The 19,375-nt window shown below is 47.1% G+C and carries 14 protein-coding genes and 1 pseudogene; 5 read left to right on the forward strand and 10 right to left on the reverse strand.

The features are described 5' to 3' along the window. Positions 1 to 786: 786 nt before the first annotated feature. A complete protein-coding gene (locus ACWPAB_RS05115; RefSeq protein ID WP_003606211.1) occupies positions 787 to 1,959 on the forward strand; it encodes a hypothetical protein in 1,173 nt (390 codons plus the stop codon). A gap of 160 nt (positions 1,960 to 2,119) precedes the next feature. Here ACWPAB_RS05115 and ACWPAB_RS05120 read toward each other — a convergent pair whose 3' ends face one another. The 9 genes from ACWPAB_RS05120 to yycF form a co-directional block, all read right to left on the reverse strand. Next, the gene (locus ACWPAB_RS05120) at positions 2,120 to 3,967 is read right to left on the reverse strand and encodes a heavy metal translocating P-type ATPase (RefSeq protein WP_003577000.1); all 1,848 of its coding nucleotides are present in this window, start codon (positions 3,965 to 3,967) and stop codon (positions 2,120 to 2,122) included. 366 nt (positions 3,968 to 4,333) lie between these two features. Next, positions 4,334 to 4,771, reverse strand: coding sequence for an Hsp20/alpha crystallin family protein (locus ACWPAB_RS05125; protein WP_003571862.1), 438 nt, complete (start codon positions 4,769 to 4,771; stop codon positions 4,334 to 4,336). A 159-nt stretch (positions 4,772 to 4,930) separates the two neighbouring features. Further along, positions 4,931 to 5,335 carry an iron-sulfur cluster biosynthesis family protein gene (locus tag ACWPAB_RS05130; RefSeq protein ID WP_003568183.1) on the reverse strand — a complete coding sequence of 135 codons (405 nt, stop codon included), beginning with the start codon at positions 5,333 to 5,335 and terminating at the stop codon, positions 4,931 to 4,933. A gap of 611 nt (positions 5,336 to 5,946) precedes the next feature. Further along, on the reverse strand, positions 5,947 to 7,275 hold the full coding sequence (locus tag ACWPAB_RS05135; protein WP_003571864.1) for a S1C family serine protease: 1,329 nt from the start codon (positions 7,273 to 7,275) through the stop codon (positions 5,947 to 5,949). 508 nt (positions 7,276 to 7,783) lie between these two features. Beyond that, positions 7,784 to 8,602, reverse strand: a complete 819-nt coding sequence (locus ACWPAB_RS05140; RefSeq protein WP_003568187.1) for an MBL fold metallo-hydrolase — start codon at positions 8,600 to 8,602, stop codon at positions 7,784 to 7,786. Positions 8,603 to 8,683: 81 nt separating this feature from the next. After that, positions 8,684 to 9,481 carry a two-component system regulatory protein YycI gene (locus ACWPAB_RS05145; RefSeq protein ID WP_003568189.1) on the reverse strand — a complete coding sequence of 266 codons (798 nt, stop codon included), beginning with the start codon at positions 9,479 to 9,481 and terminating at the stop codon, positions 8,684 to 8,686. A gap of 54 nt (positions 9,482 to 9,535) precedes the next feature. Further along, a complete protein-coding gene (locus tag ACWPAB_RS05150; protein WP_003585982.1) occupies positions 9,536 to 10,963 on the reverse strand; it encodes a YycH family regulatory protein in 1,428 nt (475 codons plus the stop codon). After that, complete coding sequence (gene walK / locus ACWPAB_RS05155; protein ID WP_003568194.1) at positions 10,953 to 12,863, reverse strand: cell wall metabolism sensor histidine kinase WalK; 1,911 nt, start codon at positions 12,861 to 12,863, stop codon at positions 10,953 to 10,955. The genes ACWPAB_RS05150 and walK overlap by 11 nt, the downstream gene beginning before the upstream one ends. Before the next feature lie 15 nt (positions 12,864 to 12,878). After that, a complete protein-coding gene (yycF, locus tag ACWPAB_RS05160) occupies positions 12,879 to 13,592 on the reverse strand; it encodes a response regulator YycF (RefSeq protein WP_003658889.1) in 714 nt (237 codons plus the stop codon). Between the two features lie 679 nt (positions 13,593 to 14,271). Here yycF and ACWPAB_RS05165 point away from each other — a divergent pair. From ACWPAB_RS05165 to argH, 4 genes are all read left to right on the forward strand, one after another. Further along, entirely contained in the window at positions 14,272 to 14,946 is a 675-nt protein-coding gene (locus ACWPAB_RS05165; protein WP_016381772.1) for an alpha/beta fold hydrolase, read from the forward strand. 100 nt (positions 14,947 to 15,046) lie between these two features. Next, the gene (locus ACWPAB_RS05170; RefSeq protein WP_003568200.1) at positions 15,047 to 16,495 is read left to right on the forward strand and encodes an ABC transporter substrate-binding protein/permease; all 1,449 of its coding nucleotides are present in this window, start codon (positions 15,047 to 15,049) and stop codon (positions 16,493 to 16,495) included. A gap of 52 nt (positions 16,496 to 16,547) precedes the next feature. Next, entirely contained in the window at positions 16,548 to 17,768 is a 1,221-nt protein-coding gene (locus ACWPAB_RS05175) for an argininosuccinate synthase (RefSeq protein WP_016367119.1), read from the forward strand. Further along, positions 17,761 to 19,143 (forward strand): argininosuccinate lyase, encoded by a 1,383-nt coding sequence (gene argH / locus ACWPAB_RS05180; RefSeq protein ID WP_003577021.1) that lies wholly within the window; start codon positions 17,761 to 17,763, stop codon positions 19,141 to 19,143. The genes ACWPAB_RS05175 and argH overlap by 8 nt, the downstream gene beginning before the upstream one ends. Here the strand turns inward: argH and ACWPAB_RS05185 are convergent. Then, positions 19,140 to 19,367, reverse strand: a pseudogene (locus tag ACWPAB_RS05185) (hypothetical protein). The gene argH and the pseudogene ACWPAB_RS05185 sit on opposite strands and share 4 nt — an antisense overlap. Positions 19,368 to 19,375 lie beyond the last annotated feature (8 nt).

Here is a 19,375-nt window from a genome sequence, read left to right on the forward strand (position 1 = left end):
TTGTGCACCTCGTTTGGTTGATTTGTGTCGCGTGCTGCCATCAAGCATGTTTTGCTTGATGGACTAGCTTCCATAACGCGCTCGCCAGCCCAGAAACCGGGCTGGCGAGCGCTCACAAAAAAAGCCGTCCATAACAAACATCTTGTTAAGGACGGTTTCCCGCGGTGCCACCTTAGTTTGATCAAAGAGACTGCGCCTGTGTGATGGTAGCATCTGGCAGTGTTTGATCACGCTTAGCCCGAGGCCAACACCCCGGCGACAACTGACGTATGTCAACACGTTTCCCCGTACTCGAAAAACTTTCGGGGGAACCCTCAGTGGTCCATTTACTGACCTGCGTTCGGCCGGACTCGCAGCATCGCCGGCTCTCTGTGCGTGCACAATCAGCTTGATCTCCACTTCAAAGGTTTGCATGAACGGTTATTTGATTGACTCAAACACTAACCGAATACCTGCATGGTTGTCAAGCATCCCACGATTAAATAACAGGAAATGCTTCGCGAGGCTTATAAAATAACAGCTTTCCATTTCCTCAAAAAGTGTAGTCATGCTGATCCAGCAAATTTTGGCATCAAGAGCATTCAGTTCGGATTATCAGGAAAAAAACTAAACAGCATGAAAAAAGGTGCAAGTTCATTCTCATTTTTGAATGAACTTGCACCTTTTTAGTAAACCCCTTATATTACAAATACATTAATGTGTAACAAAAAGAAGTTGTTTCGTGACCTGTTTGCAATGGTCTTGTTAAGTCCGGCCCGTACCATTAGGATATTGGAGGTGCCATCAATGAAGCGAAAACATATTTTCCAAATCTTGATCGTAACCCTGCTTGCAGGTTACTTAACCGTTTTTTACGGGATGCGGAATACGATCGATACCTCATTTGAACAACACGCCGTCCAAGCGGCAACGCAACAAATCAGCCAACTATACTCGTCATCCAAGCGAACTTTCCCTGCGAAACACTTATCACGATCCATGGTGACCGCAGCTCAGGCCAAGGTCAACCAATTAGTTCATAACGTGGAAAATCGCGATCAAAAGAAAATTGTCGCCAAGGACAAACGGGATGCTGACGCTGCCAGTAACATGCTAACGATTCAAGAGGCAACTAACGCCCAGAGTAGTAATCTGGCGCAGATCGAATCGGAAGGTACCCGAGCCAGTGCAGCCTATAAGGCCATTGTCGCAATCAAACCGGCATTTGCAGCTGACTATCAGCAAGCTGTCACACAACTTTACAAGAAATCTTTAGCGATTGCGCAGATCAAAAAACTTTATAACGACCAGAATTTACAGCACCCAAAGGCCGATCTGAGCAGCAGTAACATTGACCTAGCCATCAACGCCATTGAAAATGTCGAAAATCAGGACTTTGCCAAAAACGTGTTGCCATTGGTCCAAGTAGCGAAGAAATCACAAGCTAACAATGATACGACCGTGGCAATGGAATCGACAGACACATCTTCAACCAAGCAAACCGCAACTACTGGTCGGCAAAATCAGCAAGACACTGGTGAACCAGCTAGCGGCGTGTCTGGGAATCACGCGACAACTGCAGGTCAAGCTTCTGATCAAACAAGTCAACCGAGCCAGAAAGCTCCGAGTCAACCGACTACTTCACCGAGTGGGACAAGTTCAAGCACCGACAATAACGCTGGTGCAAGTGCTTCCTCGTCAATATCAGCTTCGGCCAACAAAGCAGAGCCCATGACGGCCGTTTTGAGCGGCGGTTTGTATAAAACCTATGACGATGCAGTTGCATCCATCAAAATCCAAGGCAAAGCCGTTGATGACATGACGATCAGGTCTGTCACAATGAGCGACGGTTCCTTTCAGTGGACTTGGGGACCAAACGGCGACAGTGGTAGCAGTAGTTCAAAACCAAGTTCCTCTGCGCCATCTTCTTCCAATCCCACAGGGCAAGATGCAAACAAAAACAGTCAACCGCAGCATTAGACCTTTGCTACTTTCGAAAATCGCTGATAATGGCCTCTTCTCCCACCATCATCGGCGTTTCGCTACGTTATCATATGATTCAAACAACGTTTAAGTCTCACAAAAGACCCGCATCAGTTCGACAGCTACGTCGAATTGATGCGGGTCTTTGGGTTTTCTACTAGTTGATCTGCTGAATCTGTTCACGTTCAGCAGTTGCCCGGACAGGATCCACAAGTGCCTGCCGATGCAAGCCATTGCGCGCTCGCAGAGCATAGAGAATCGTCACGGTATCGACAACTTCTTGCAGCATTGCGCCAATAATTGTTGGAATGACACCGAAGCTGGCGATTAACATCAAACCTGTACAAATCGCAATGCCGATGAGGACTGCTTGCTTGGCAATGACCATGGTTTCCTTAGCAATTAAAGTGGCCGCAGCAACTTTCGCCAAATCGTCGCGCAGAACCACGGCATCAGCCGATTCGCTTGCCGCGGTTGCCCCATGTGCACCCATTGCAATGCCGACATCAGCAATCGCCAATGAAGGTGCATCATTGACACCATCACCAACCATCACAACTGGCCGGCCATCCTTAGGGACGTTATCCAAAACTTCAATCTTCTGTTGTGGCAATTGTTCCGCATAGACTTGGTCAATGCCGACCTGTGCCGCCACTTTATCAGCGATTGACTGCTGATCGCCAGAAATCATAATCAGCTTAGCATCATTTAATTCGTGCAGTTTCGTCATCGTTTCTTTTGCTTCTGGACGAATCTGATCGGAAAATGTGATCGCACCTGCGTACTGGCCATCAACATTCACATACACGGCAGTCGTATCAACCGTAGCCTTCGTCCCAGCAAACTCGGCTTTACCGACCTTGACTTTGCGGCCATCCACCGTGGCATTAACGCCAAAGCTAGTTGTTTCCGACACATCTGTCGCAGGCAGTCGGTCAGCTGTCGGCACAGCATCTGTCAGTGAACGCGCCAAAATATGAGTCGATTGACCTTCCGCACTTGCGGCTAGCTTCAAAAGCTGATCCTGTGAGAAACCGGCTTGTGGCAAAATCGTTGCAACTTTTAAAATACCGCGTGTCACGGTGCCGGTTTTATCAAAGGCAAAGGTTTTAGCATCACTTAACTTTTCTAGCGTAGTCCCTGACTTGACAATGATCCCGTTGCGGCTATTACGACTCATGCCGGAGACCATCGCAATTGGCGCGGCCAGAATCAGCGGACAAGGCGAGGCCACAACCAATACCTGTGCAAAGCGAACTGGGTCGCCAGAGAAGAACCAGCCAAGACCCGCAATCACATAAGCAATCAACGTAAACGGTACCGCATAACGATCAGCCATCCGAACAAAATGTGCTGGCCGCGCTTCGGATTCCTTAACCAGTTTAATAATCCCTTGATACTGACTATCTTCAGCCCGTTGCGTGACCTTGACAGTTAGGGCAGCGTCACCATTGACGGTCCCAGACATAATGTCACTACCTGCGTTTTTGGCAACCGGTTTTGATTCACCCGTCAAACTGGCTTCATCCACCAAACTCTCACCTGCCAAAACCGTACCATCAACTGGCACGACTTCCTGCGGCTTAACCAAAATCGTTTCGCCAACTTGGACGGCCTCAACTTCAACATCTTCAACGTGTCCATCAACCATACGATGCGCGGTTGTCGGTGCATTTTCGAGTAATTGCTTTAATTCACTGCTTGCTTTTGTTGCTGCGTAGCTTTCAAGCGCATCGCCACCAGTCAGCATCAATAACACGATCATCGCAGCCCAATACTGGCCAACCGCCAAGGTGGCAACAACCGCCGTAATGGCAAGCAAGTCAACGCCGAAGTTACCAGAACGAATTGTCTTCACCATGCCCCAGAACATAATTAAAGCAATGATTGACCCCATCACCGTGATCAGCCCTTGCGCGATCAATGGTTGCTTTAAACCGAAAGCAAAGACTAGCGCAATGGCACTTACAGCAAGCACCATCATTAATTGCCAGTTCTTTTTCATCACTGCCACTCCCTTTTTCTAAGTACCCCAATTATAACCATTACAATCTGAAAGCACAACCTTTTTTAGAACGAATATAATCTGTCCCACTTAGATGCTCGACATTCATGGTTTCTATTAATTGAGCCATGGCTAAACTCTTCTACCGAAAATTAACTCAAGTGTCCATCATCCCCAACCAGTACGCTTAAACCGGCAATGATTGACCCCGTTAATTTTATAGCTTCCCTAATATTCACTTCATATTATACGCTTCTCATATGATAAGGCTCACATAACTTGCTTTTTTAACAAAATAAAAGACCGCACCATTAAAATCGGTACGGTCTCTCGTATATAAATGAAGCTAGGCAAATAATTCGTAGATCAATCAATGTTGATCTGATGATTGCCCTTTTGGTCGCTTGTCATTTTTGGCAGATCGATCGTCAGGACACCATCATTGACCTTGGCGCTGATCTGACCTTCATTGACATTTGGCAGCCGATAACTACGACTCATGCGGCCATAGCTACGTTCTGACATTAACATGTTACCGTCGTTGTCAGCATGATCAGCCTGCTCCTCATGTTTAACGGCAATGCTGAGCACATCACGATCGTAACTCAGACTGATATTTTGCTTCTCAATGCCAGGCACATCAACTTTCACAACATACGCCTGATCGTTTTCCTGAATATCAGTCTTTAGAACCCGACTGCGATCAACATTTGCTGGTGTCAAGCTGTCAAAAAGATGACGACCCAAATCGTTAAAGAAAGGATCGCTCAGCCAATCATTACGACGCATCAAATCATTAGCCATATTCGAATACTTCCTTTCATATCGAAGGCATTTCATGTCTTCCCTACAACACCTTTAGTATACCACAAAAATTAGCACTCGCAAACGTCGAGTGCTAACTTTGTGGTCCTATTCAATGACTGGTTGATGCAAAAAGTGACTTAATAGCCCAGAGCTACCTTAGCAAATTTTGCCGCCCAGTTTTGTCATGTCATCCCGACGTTGTGCATCATTTTGTGGTAAGGCGGCGTCCTTATTCAAGGTCACAGCCCCATCAAGAATGCCGCTGTCATCACGCAGAGCCAACGATGCGTTTTTGAAATCAAGTGTCAGACCACTGCCGAAATAATCCGTTTCTGGGTCACCCGTTGTCAGTTTGAAACCAGCTTCGTTGTCCAGTGGCAGCGCATAATCTTGATCATCCTCATCGGCAACCACTAACTGATATTTATTTCCAATGGCACAAGAACCGCCAAGTTTGGAATATTTGCTTGAGCCGTCATCCAGTGCCAAGAATAACCGTTGATCCTGATTGACATGATCCTTCAAGTAAGTGACTGCTGCTGGTTTGATTGAGATTTGCATCCGAACCATCCTCTCTATTGAGTTGTGCACAACCTTTTACCTTCTTTATCGTACTCACATTTCCAAATGAAGTCAAATTCGGAGTTTTTCGCAACGACCAACAGGTTATCCACACGTCTTATCCACATGTTCATAACTTCATACGCCAAATATAGTATTAAGTATTCGAATTGACACCAAATAGGCGATTTAAAAAATTCAAGCAAAAAATTTTTAAAAAGAAGTCATCCACAGTTTTTGATCGTTCGATTTCACAAACTTCAGCTCACGCATCCCGTTCCAGCCGCTGGGAACAAACGTTTTGTCACAAGTTAAAAAAGTTTATCCACAGGTTATCCCCAAGTCAGTGAATAACTTAGTCACACCCCAGAATCTTAGTTATGAACAGTATCCACAGAGTTATCCACAGGTAAAGCATCAATTTTAGGTAAAAGTTACCCACTCTTGACAAATCTTTTTCTTGAACTTTTCCACAGGTTGGCCCCTTGAATTTTCGGATAAAAGCTCAAAACTGCAGAGAAACCGCTTGCCACTAACTTCGCAAGTGCATCAAAAAATCCTCGATCCAGAAACGAACATTTTCTGACTCGAGGATTATCGATTTGTGTGATTTAGTTCTTAAGGTCGCTTGTCGTTTGCGACAGCTTCACAGAGACTGTCTGCTGTTCTCCGGCACGATACAAAGTTAATTTAATCGTGTCGCCAACCTTGTGTTTGTATAGCTGTGTATGCAAGGCTGCTGTGTTTGAGGTACTTACCCCATCAAGGGCCGTGATCACATCATACTGCTTCAAACCAGCAGATTTAGCACTGCTGCCGCTGGTAAAGCCAGCAACCACAACACCATCCGTCACACTAGCAGGCAACTTCAGAACCGATTTCTGCTGTGTTGCAGAAACAGTGGATAAGTCACGAACTTCGATGCCAAGCGCTGGTCGAACCACTTTCCCGTTAGCAACGAGTTGATTGATGATTGAAACGACTTCATCACTTGGAATTGCGAAGCCCATGCCTTCAATGGTGGCATTACTGCCAGAGTTGCCGGATAATTTCATAGAGTTAATACCGACGACTTGCCCTGAAAGATTAATCAGCGGACCACCGGAATTCCCAGAATTAATCGCTGCATCCGTTTGAATAACCGTTGCCTGTCCGGTTGTGTTGCCACTATCATCCGTGACATCCACTGTTCGACTCTTCGCACTGACAATCCCTTGCGTCACACTTGTCGCGTACTGGGAACCGAGTGGAGAACCAATCGCTAAGACAGTTTGACCGGTAGCAATCTTGCTAGAATCTCCGAAGCTGGCTACTGTATTGACCTTGCTACCATCGATGGTCAGCACTGCCAAGTCAGACGTCGAGTCCGTGCCAACAAGACTGGCCGTTAGTTTCGTGCCATCACTCAAAATGACTTCCAACTTATCTGAACCACTAACAACATGGTTATTCGTCACGATATAAGCCTTGCCATCTTTCTTCTGATAAATGACACCCGATCCTTCGCTGGCCTCTTGAAGACTGGACGAACTGCTTTGCGAACTACTACTGCTTTGACTGTCTTGTCCAAAAATACCTTCGAGACCGCCAAATGTGTCTAGGCCGTCACTGTTGCTCTCGGCTTTTTGCATATTCACAACGGAAACGACAGCGCCTTTAACCTTCGCAAAGGCTTGTTCCGATGCACTGCTTTCATTAACAGAAACGTTGGAAATCTTCGTCGTACCGGCTTTCCCTGACGTATCGGTTACACCGAGACTTTGACTGTGGTTGATTGCCAAATAGGCAGTCCCGCCGCCAACACCGCCACCTATCAAGGCTGCCACAACAGCAACAATCGCAATCTGCTTCCAGCCGCTATTCTTAGGCTTTTTTGGTGCCCGCTGTGGCTGTTGCTCGTTTTGTGGTGTCTCTTGAAAGTTATGACTTCCATTATCCATAACGGAATTCCTCCTTTAAACGCGCTCGTTTGCCCAGAAACTGACTCATAAGACCTAGCCGTTTGGCTGAGGCCGCTGATACATTGGTTTTTACCTGGACTAGTTCGCGCTCTATGGGCAGTTCTAACTCGCCCTGATTACATTTATAATTGTAAGGGGCGATTTTGACGAAATTATGAACAACCTCGGGATTTTTTAATACAGTCTCAGACCCGCGGTATCGCGATATTAGTTCGTGGGGTTGCTTATTTTTTGCACCATCAATAAAAAATGAAAGGCAGTGAATATGCGACCGGATTTTTGGGTCGGGATATTCACTGCCTTGGGTAGCGTGTGGTAGCGTTGGATGACGGAAAATGCTTAAGACGCCACCGCTGCTGCTGCGGAAACGCGCTCGCAGTCGTAGAAACCGGAATGTAAGGACCTCAGGCGCAATGGCCAAAGCCCAGCCATCACGCCTGAGGCCACTTACATTCCGGTTTCTAAGCGCTCCTGCTCGCGCTTTGCTTTATACCACAAACAGCGGATCTGCAACTGCAGGATCGGTGTCGTAGATACGAAAGTCGTGATCGACGGCTAGGCCTTGTTGAGCTAATAGTGAAGCGACGGTTAGGTGTGCGAGTGGTTTATTATTGTTGTGCGGAGAAAGGTGTCCTAAATAAATGCGCTTGGTTCGCAGCCCGATAACATCCATCAAGGCATCAGCGCCGTCCTCATTGGAAAGATGGCCTTGGTCGCCTAAAATACGCTGTTTTAGTGGCCATGGATAAGGCCCCGTTCGTAACATCTCAAGATCATGGTTACATTCCATGACATAGGCATCTGCATCACGAATGGTACCTGCAACACGGTCAGAAACATACCCTGTATCTGTTAGAATCGTGAAGGTTTTCCCGTCATGATGGAACTGATAGAACTGCGGCGCCGCAGCATCGTGTGAAACGCCGAAACTCTCAACATCCAAATCACCTAATGTCAACGTTGCGCCCATGTCAAAAAGCCGCAATTGGTCTTCTGGAATTTTGCCAACACTTTTGGGCAGTGCCGCAAAGGTTTTTGCATTCGCATACACACTCAGTTTCGGATAACGTCGTGCTAAAACACCGACACCACGGACATGATCACTGTGTTCATGGGTGATGAAGACACTATCGACATCTGTCAGGTCGCGCCCGATGCTTTGCATCAGCGTCTCGATCTTTTTGCCGGACAAGCCGGCGTCAACCAGCACCTTATGACCCGGCGTTTCAATATAGGTTGCGTTGCCTGAACTGCTGCTAGCAAGGACACTGACACGCATCCCAAAATCTTCGCCCACGATCAACATCTCCCATCTTCTACCATTTAACTGATGAATTAACTGATGAACAAATTGATCATCCAGTTGTTATTTCATTACATTTTAACACTAATTGTCATTACGATTCTTCATAACGGTTCGGGTAATGGCATTCACGCGTTTAACCGTCACATTGCCGGTTGCACGGTTTTTAACACCGATATACCACGCTGGCACGTAAACCGTGCTCCCCTTTGCATCTAACAAGTAACTATAGGCCAATTTAGTAGATACAATCGCGGAATTGTTCGGAATATCGTTATCTCGATACAACGTAATCACCGCATCCTGTTCACTCATTAAATTTAAGCGGTCGCGCAAAACACTTAACTTTGCAAGGTAAGTTTGGCTATAACTAACCAACCGATCGTCAACTACATGCAAGGTCACTGCAGCCCGCCGATCATAGATCAAGCCAGCCTTGGGGTGCTGAGCAAAGACAACACGTTCATCACTGGAAAGCGCCGGCGCATATTCGTATTCGCTGCCATGGTAAATACTGTCTTTCACAAATGTCGTCAGTTGGCGTATTTGCTGACTCTTTTTCAAAGTGATCGGCGTGTCTAAGCTTGCCTGCAACTCTTGGTAATCACCTTCACTGATGCTGACCTGTTGCTTCACCAACTTGCTGTGCGCAGCACTTAACGCTGTGTTCGCCTGACTTGCAAGATAATCGCCTTCTGGTGTTTGCTTGCTCAAATGCGGCAGCTTAATCTGGTCACGCGTAATGTCGGTGATCGTGGCGGCATCTCCACTTTTGGTTGTTGCCAAATCGACCTGCTGCGCCTGAAAAAAGCTAATGCCTAAGAAAATATTCAGACCGACAAACACGACTAGAAAAATCCATTCAATGCGTCGAAAATCCACAAGATCGCCTCCCTCAGCGTGCCCGAAGCTGCGTTGTTACGCTGTTAACATGACTTATTGCGACTGACTTGAACCTGATGTGCTGACACTCGCGCTTGCTGCATCATTACTCGGTGTAGCCGTGCTGGCAGCTGTTTGTTCACTAGCAGCATTAGCCTGCTGATCTGTTTGGTGATTGATCCAACTCTGATAATCGCGGTATTCGCCTTTCATCTCAATATAATACGTCGGCTGCAAATCGACCACTTGTTGATCATTGCTGCTGCCCGTCCATTGATAGCCAATCAAAATATCCGTAATTTGATTGACGCGATAGCCAGCGGCTTCTAATTGACTCAGGATCGTCGCAGTTGCTGGCAAGGTCTGGGCAGCTTGATCGGTTGGGATCGGGACGGTCAAATTGGTGTTTGAGAAATTAATCTCTTCAGATGTCTGGGTATAGCGCACCGTAACATCCCCTTTTTGATAGCCATTAAAAATCGGAAAGCCCTGAACAAAGGTCTTATAGATAACAGCACTGCGACTTGCGTCATATTGAAAATAACGCATGCTGGCCAGATTGGTCATCTGCAAATCACTAAGTCCTTCAAACGTCGCATGGAAGAAATTAGCTAACCCAGTACTAGGAAAATTGGCCGCATAATTTTCAAACTCGATTGCCCCAGTGGATGAATCAGCTGTCATCCGCCGAGTTGATCCGGCGGTGTATAACGTACTATCGCCAATTTCTCGTGAATCCACGTTGCTGGCGGTTTTCGATGGCATTAACAGCGAAACATAGTAATTAGCACTCTGTTGATCCATCAGATAGGCATATGGCTGCAACTTAATTGGACGGGTGAAGAAAGCGACTTCGCTATTGCCCAAGCGTCTCTCCTCGACCGGAAAGGCCCCTGTAGCTTGTTTAGCCACCGCATCGCGTAACTTGTTGGTTGTAACGTTAGCCATTTTGGCCTCGTAAACCGTTCTTGTCGCGTCATTGATAAAAATCAGTTTATTGCCTGATCCATCTAAATCAAACAGGATCCGGTTAAAATGAAAATCAGCTGATTTTAGATTAGGCTGCTTGTTAAAGAACCATCGCTCAAAATGATTAAAACTCATCACGTCTTGGTAAACTAATTGCAGACTGCCATTTTGAGTCAAAAAGTTCTCATAGTTATTCTGCGAAACTTTTCCAATGGTTTTGATCTGTTGCATATGCCAACTTGCCATCTCTTGATGGACACGTGATCCCATACTGGCATTTGCCTGAAAGAGCATTTGCTTCTGGTCGCCATGCGTGTAGTACACCCGACTAGGAAGATAAACCGTTGCTTCCATCTTTTTAACATTGGGATCATTTTCAGTTGTGACCTGCATGCTTGAAGTGCTGCGCCGTTCCTGACGCGATGGATTACGCCAAATTAAGGATGTGAAAATAAAACTCAAGATCACCATGGCGATCAGGCTGATTCTTAAGATCCAATTACTAAGCTTCATCCCAATCATCACCTCCGTCTGTGATCGGTTCATACGGCAGTGAGATATAGAAGGTGCTGCCGCGGCCTTCTTGCGAATCGACCCAAATTCGGCCATGCAAGGCTTCAACAACTTCCTTCGAGATTGCCAATCCTAAACCGGTACCGCCTTGCTTGCGTGATCGTGCCTTGTCGACCCGATAGAAGCGATCGAAGATTTTGCCCAGATCTTGACGTGGAATGCCAAGTCCTTGATCACTAATCGATAGGATCACGTGGTCATGCGTCTGGAACAGCCGCGCCGTGATGGTCCCGCCATCCGGACTGTATTTAATCGCGTTGTTCATAATATTATCAATCACTTGCATAAACTTATCGGTATCAATTTCGACCCATAAGTCCTGATCAGTAATCTCGCGCTTAATCGAGTACCGTTTCTTTTGACCATCTGGCTGTGGCAGCGGTTGGGCCGTTTTGGCTTCACCCGTGTGTTCATTATCGGTTTTTAACATCATGTCAAAACGATCAAGCACATAATTGAAGAATTCGTTGAGATTAACGGTTTCCAAATTGAACTTGCTGGTGCCAGAATCAAGCCGTGACAAGCTCAAGAGATCATTAATCATCCGAATCATCCGATCCGTTTCTTCTTGGGTCACGTTGAGAAAACGTGGCGCCAGCTTTGGATCTTTCCACGCACCATCACTCAAAGCTTCAATGTAACTGCGAACTGATGTGAGGGGCGTCCGCAATTCATGTGACACATTGGAAACAAATTCTTTGCGATCACGATCAATCTTTTGTTGTTCGGTAACATCGTGCAAAACAGCGACCAAACCGGAAATAAACCCGGTTTCCCGCTGGATCAGACTAAAATCGACACGTAGAATCAATTCATGATCCAGTTGCTCCGAAAAGTCCAACAACAGTTCTGTTTGATGTTCCAGCAGATCGCGCAACGTATAATCCTTAGCGATGTTCAACAGCTTTAGAATTGAAACACCGATGACATCTTCATTCTTGGTGTTCAGGAAATTCAGTGCCGTCTGGTTGATGATGATAACATTCCCACGCCGATCAGTCGCGATAACACCGTCCGTCATGTGAGCCAGCACACTATCCAACCGCCGACGTTCCGCTTCAGACGCCTCTTGTGCTTCTTCAACGCGAACACTGAGGTTGTTAACGGCAACTGCCAACTGACCCAGCTCGTCTTGTCCATAAATCCGAACCTGTCCAGAATAATCGCCGCGCGCCATGCGAATCGCTTGCTTCTTCATTTCATCAATTGGACGAGTAATAGCCCGGCTGATGACAATCGATAGTAAAGTGCCCAGTAAGCCAGCTACTAAACTTGAGATTAGGAAAATGCCCACGATTTTATTGATGCTATCGTAGGCCTGTTCCATAGATGCCGAAATGGCAATGGCGCCGATCACTGAATTGTTGTCGCCTGTCGCATTCGGATTTTTGATCGGGATCACTTTATAATAAGTTGATCCCGTTCGATCACGGTATTCATAACCTTCGTATTGCTGGCCAGAATACAATGTGTTTTTAATGCTGGAGTTAGCTGACTTTTGCCCCACATTGGTTTGCGCATTAATATCACTGTCGCCGCGAATAGTGCCCTTCGCATCAACCACTTGTAAATCCGCTGAGTTGGCAATATCTGCCTGGCTCAACGTGCTTTTAATATCATCATTGGCGCCTTCTGTATCAGTCCGCAACAAATCCGCGGCCAGCTTATCTTGAATATAGCTGTCCACGTTCACACTGGTCTTAAACTGCTCAATGTTTTGCTGCTCAAGGGTCTTAACAAAGTAAGCCCCAATTAACTCCAACGTCACGACTAACAAGAGAATAAATACGATCGCAATTTTGAAGTGGATTGACTGAAAGAAGCGAATCTTTTTATTCAACAGTGGTGCTCCTAATTATTCAGCATCGGGATTCCGCAGATAGTAACCGACACCGCGTCGAGTCACCAGCCATTCAGGGTGAGACGGGTTGTCTTCGATTTTTTCACGCAGACGGCGGACGGTCACATCGACGGTGCGGACATCGCCAAAGTAATCGTAGCCCCAAACGGTTTGCAGCAGATGCTCACGGGTCATGACCTGCCCAAGGTGTCGGGCAAGGTAGTGCAGCAGCTCAAATTCACGGTGGGTTAATTCGATGTTTTCACCGCGTTTAGAGACTGTATAGGCATCGGGGTGAATCGTTAGATCTCCGACTTCTAATTCCTTGTTTGCTTCGTCTTCTTCATTGCTGGCAGCGTTGGATGATGCGGTTCGGCGCAAGTTAGCTTTGACACGTGCCACCAGTTCACGGTTGGAAAATGGTTTGGTGACGTAATCGTCAGCACCGAGTTCCAGCCCGAGCACTTTATCAATTTCTGAGTCCTTAGCTGTCAGCATAATAATTGGGGTGTCATGTTCTTTACGAATTTGTCGGGCGACTTCAAGCCCATCAATTTTTGGTAACATCAGATCAAGTAAAATTAAGTCGGGTGACTCTGCTTCGACTTTTTTCAAGGCTTCTTCGCCATCATAAGCGGTTACGACATCGTAACCTTCTTTATCCAAATTAAACTTGACGATATCAGAGATAGGCTTCTCATCGTCAACGACCAGGATTTTTTTCGCCATCATTGGCCCTCCTTGGTTTAAGATACACTACTATAGTATAACGGTTTTAGGGAAAGAGCGCGAGGGGCCCAGTTTGAAACCGAAGCATAAGCGGCCTTAAGCCTAAATGGCAGGACTTAGTTCATTTAAGCTTGAGGTTCTTATATGCAGGTTTCTGGGACCGCGAGCGCATTTTCTACAAGCACGTTAGGTCGCACTTCGATAGATTCCGGCTTGCATTAAATGCTGCTGCAAGCTGGCTCCGCGGCGATTGGGCTGGAACGCACTGGGCACGACTTTTAGCCAACGCGCAAGCCCGGCGCGCCGTCTAAAAGCTCGGCCTTTTCCTAAAGCGGGAAAACCACCCGCTTAAGGAAAATTTCAGTGCTGAGCCCATCGCCGCTCCGCCAACTCTTTGTTTTCTATCCCAGAGTTCGACTCCTCTTTGTTTATCGTACATTGAATTTTTAAAGGCAATGCAATTCTGTTTACCTTCCTGACATGTTGTGATGTCCTGCTCTGTAGGCTATCAATGGTATTCTTTACAACAAGTATCAGACGCTCACTTGCCAACAAGCATAAGAAAACTTTATCAATTAAACACTTCGTCATTCAACTCGTCTTCACACTAAACGCGCATCGCTATTCCGGTGCTTGCCGACATTTAATCACCCAATTATGAATTTTGGAGGTTGCTAATATGTTCTTTTATCATGATCAGCTCAGGCTTTACTATCAACGGCGCGGTTCGGGACCAGTGATCGTGTTGTTGCATGGGAATGGTGAGGACCATACGATTTTTGCTAACCTGATTGAGCAATTGGCACCGCTGTATACGGTGATTGCAGTGGATAGTCGCGATCATGGTCAGAGTTCGCGGACGAGTCGCTTGAGTTATGATGCAATGACGGCAGATTTAGCGGCCCTTATCACTGGCTTGGAGCTTGAGCAGCCGATTTTGCTTGGCTTTTCTGATGGCGCGATTGTGGCATTGCAGTTGGCGATTCGTCAACCCCAGTTAGCCGGCGCTTTAATTCTTGCTGGGGCGAATCTGACCCCGCAAGGCTTACGCTGGTATTCGCGAATTGCTTTTCGGGTTGCTGCCGGTTACCATCCATCACCTAAAATGGCAATGATGCTCCATGAACCGCAAATCACACCCGCTATGTTGCATCGGGTGGCCATTCCAACATTGGTCCTTGCAGGCAGTCGTGACTTGATTGCACGAAAAGAAACGCTCACCATTGCGACTAATATTCAAAACGCTGAGCTGCATATTCTTCCCGGTGAAAATCACAATTCGTACATCAAAGACAACGCGAAACTCTGGCAATTGATTCGGCCTTTTCTTGCTGGTTTAAACAGAACAGACTAAAGTTTAGTCTGTATTTTTTTTGCATATTTAACATTTTCCTTGCATATTCATATAAATGAGTATATATTCAATCCATAATCACAAATGAGGAGTGAAACATATGCGGGGAATCAAACATTGGGCCATGGCCTTCATTGCGCTGGTGGCTATGCTCGTCGGCTTCGCTGCAAATCAGCCGGTACCAACGGCGGCAGCAAGCGAGGATCTGGCGGCAATTCAAAAACGTGGTTACTTGGTTGTTGGTCTGTCAGCCGATTACGCACCACTTGAGTTCCATGCCACCCTCAATGGGGCCGATACCATTGTTGGTGCAGATATCTCCATGTCAAAACAGATCGCCAAAGACATGGGCGTGAAACTGCAGATCAAGGAAATGAACTTCACCGCCTTAATTGGTGCCTTGAAAACCGGCAAAATTGATTTGATCGTCTCCGGTATGTCAAAAACCCCTGAACGGGAAAAAGAAGTCAATTTTTCAACGCCTTATCTATATGAGACACAGGTTATGGTGATTCGGAAGGCTGATAAAGCCAAGTATAAATCGATCGCTGATTTTTCCGGCAAAAAGGTCGGGGCTCAAAAGCAAACGACGCAGGAGCAGCTTGCTAAAACGCAACTCCCAGGTGCCAAAATTTCAAGTCTCGACAAGGCCAATGATGTCATTGCTCAAGTCTCCTATAACAAGCTGGATGGTGCCGTTTTAGCCAGCACCATCGCTGATTCTTATGTGGCGCGGACACCAAGCTTAATGGTACTCAATCCGCATTTTGCTACCCCCAAAGCACCAACGGCCATTGCCGTCAGCAAACAAAATTCAGCCCTGCTCGCTCAGGTCAACAAGACAATCAGTAAGGTCAAAGGCGCCAAATACAAGACCTATCTGCAAGCCGCTTATAAACTACAGGATCAAAACCAAAGTTTCTGGGCTAAATATGGCAACTACTTCCTTCGTGGCGCACTCTACACTCTGATCTTTGCGGTTCTAACTGTTTTCTTCGGGACTGTGATTGGCACGCTGCTCGCCTTGATGAAACTAAGCCACAGTTGGTTTGCCAAGGCAATCGCGAACGTCTACATCGAATTCATTCGCGGTACCCCATTACTGGTGCAGGCTTTCATCGTCTTCTTCGGAACGCAAATTCTTGGTCTCGATCTTAGCGCATTCGTTGCCGGTGCCATCGCCATGGCCATCAACTCAGGTGCCTATGTTGCCGAAATCATTCGTGGTGGGATCAACTCCGTCCCGATCGGTCAAACCGAGGCCGCCCGTTCACTCGGACTCCATCAAGGTCAGGCCATGCGTTATGTCATCCTGCCGCAAGCAACAAAGAATATCTGGCCAGCGTTGGGTAATGAATTCGTCACCGATATCAAGGAAAGTTCCGTCTTGTCCGTGATCGGTGCCACTGAATTGATGTTTGAAGGAACCGTCGTTCAAGGTGCTTCATTCAAACCATTCTTACCGCTAGTTGTTGTGGCAATTCTCTACTTCATCATGACCTTCACTCTTTCACGCCTGCTGCGACTGATTGAAAAACGCTTTAATTAAGATCAAAGTAACGCTCAAATAGCACCTCAAAACTAAGGAGGATTTTTAACTCATGACAGAAAAAATCGTACTGGCATATTCAGGCGGCTTGGACACTTCGGTTGCCATCCCGTGGTTAAAAGACAAAGGCTATGAAGTGATTGCGGTGGTATTAAATGTCGGCCAGCCAAACGCCGACTTTGACGCCATTCAGCAAAAAGCACTGAACGTTGGTGCACTCGATTCGATTGTGGTTGACGCCCAAGATGAATTTGCCGATCACTATGTTGCCCCGGTCATTAAAGCTAATGCCTTGTACGAAGGCGACTATCCGCTGGTTTCCGCCTTATCTCGGCCATTGATCATTGAACATCTGGTGAAAATTGCCCACGCGCAAAATGCCACAGCGATTGCCCATGGTTCAACCGGTAAAGGCAATGACCAAGTTCGCTTTGAAGCCGCGATCCACGCTTTGGACCCGGAAATGAAAATCGAAGCCCCAATCCGTGATTTTCACTGGTCCCGTGAGGAAGAAATTGATTACGCCAAGGAGCATAACGTCCCGGTACCAATTGGTAAAAAATCTCCTTATTCCATTGATGCCAACCTCTGGGGCCGTGCAAATGAAGCCGGCATTCTTGAAAATCCTTGGAATCAGGCACCAGATGATGCTTGGGGTATGACAGTTTCCCCGGAGGCCGCTCCTGATGATCCAACTTTTATTGATCTCACCTTCAAGCAAGGCGTTCCGGTGGCGTTAAATGATGAACCCATGGCACTGGCAACGATGATCAAGGAGCTAAACAAGCTGGCTGGCGACAATGGCATTGGCCGGATTGATAAAATCGAAAATCGGCTAGTTGGCATCAAGTCGCGTGAAGTCTATGAAGCGCCAGCCGCTGCTGTCATTATGGCGGCCCACCACGATCTAGAAAACCTGACGCTTGAACGTGACGTTCAGCATTTTAAACCAACGATCGAAGATAAAATCACCAACATGATCTATGAAGCGCAGTGGATCTCACCGTTGTTTGATGCCTTGATGGCGTTCATCGACAAGACTCAGGCTGTCGTTAATGGCACAGTGAAAATGAAGCTTTACAAAGGCAACGCCACAGCCGTTGCTCGCAAATCCGCCCACAACTCGCTTTACGATGAAGATCTCGCGACTTACACGAGCGCTGATTCCTTCGATCAAGAAGCAGCAGCTGGCTTTATCAAACTCTGGACCTTGCCGACAACCGTTTTCGAGCAAGTCAACCATGTGCACTTCGAGGAAAAACAACATGACTGATAAGTTATGGGGCGGTCGGTTTACTGAAAAAGCGGCACACTGGGTTGATGCTTTTGGAGCCTCCATCGGTTTTGATCAGCAAATGGCCCAAGAAGATTTGGAGGGGTCGCTTGCACATGTCAAGATGCTGGGCAAAACCGGCATCATCCCCCAAGCCGATGCCGACACGATCACGGCGGGTTTGCAGCATCTGGAGAAGGAATTGGCTGCTGGCAAACTGCACTTCACGGTTGAAAATGAGGATATCCATCTTAATATGGAAGCCCTGTTGACCGCTGAAATCGGCCCCGTTGCTGGCAAACTGCACACTGCCCGCTCGCGCAATGATCAAGTCGCAACCGATCTGCACCTCTGGCTGAAACATCGCCTACCAACAATCAAAGAAGCTTTGACCAACCTGCAAACCGTGTTGGTTGGTCAAGCCAAGGTCCACGCAGCAACAATCATGCCCGGTTATACCCATATGCAACACGCCCAGCCGATCACTTATGGTCATTATTTGTTGGCGTATTTCGAAATGTTCCAGCGCGATTGGGAACGTTTCGACTTTACCCAAAAGCACACCGACATTTTGCCATTAGGGGCAGCCGCCCTCGCTGGTACGACCTTCCCGATTGACCGGACGCTGGTTGCTCAAGAGCTGGGATTTGACCAAATTTATCACAACAGCCTCGATGCTGTTTCAGACCGCGACTTTGCGCTTGAGTTTCTCAGCAATAGTGCCATTTTGATGCAGCACTTGAGTCGCATGGCAGAAGAGCTCATTCTTTGGTCCACTTACGAGTTTAATTACATTGAACTCGGCGATGATTTTTCAACCGGTAGCTCAATTATGCCGCAAAAAAAGAATCCTGATTTTGCGGAACTTATTCGTGGCAAAACTGGCCGTGTTTATGGCGCCTTAATGGGCTTGTTGACAACGATGAAGGCAATCCCGTTGGCTTACAACAAAGATATGCAAGAAGATAAAGAACCCATTTTCGATGCTTATAACACTATTCTTGGCTCTTTGCACATTTTCACTGGCATGTTAAGCGACCTGACCGTTCACGAAAAACGGATGGCAGAGGCAACCACGCATGACTTCAGCAATGCAACGGAGTTAGCGGATTACCTCGCGACAAAGGGTGTGCCATTCCGGCAGGCACATGCCATTGTTGGTGAGTTGGTACTCAAGGGGATCAAAACCAACACTGCCTTGCAGGAAATGCCGTTAAGCGAGTTGCAAGCAGCCGCACCGCAAATTCAGCAGGATGTTTACGCTGAATTAACATCAAAGGCCGCCGTAGATCGACGGACCTCGTTAGGCGGTACTGCGGTTAGTAATGTGTTGAAAGAAGTTGCTCGCGATGAGGAAATGATTGCTTCTCACTAGCGGCATTTGCTCGTTATAGCGCGGTTGCAAACGTTCTTTGCCGTGCCAAACTCCGCAATCTCCGGCCAGCTGGGGTGGCGACGCGCAGCTAGAGCGGAGACGGCGCTTCGAGCCCGCAAAGCCCGCGGTCGCGAAGTCGCCTAACAACATCAGCTCCAAGCCCGGTCGCTGTGTTGTTTGCACGGCTGAGTCCCATCTGGCCTACGATTGCTCCGCCTTGGCACTGGCATCT

It is taken from the genome of Lacticaseibacillus sp. 30, assembly GCF_053819265.1.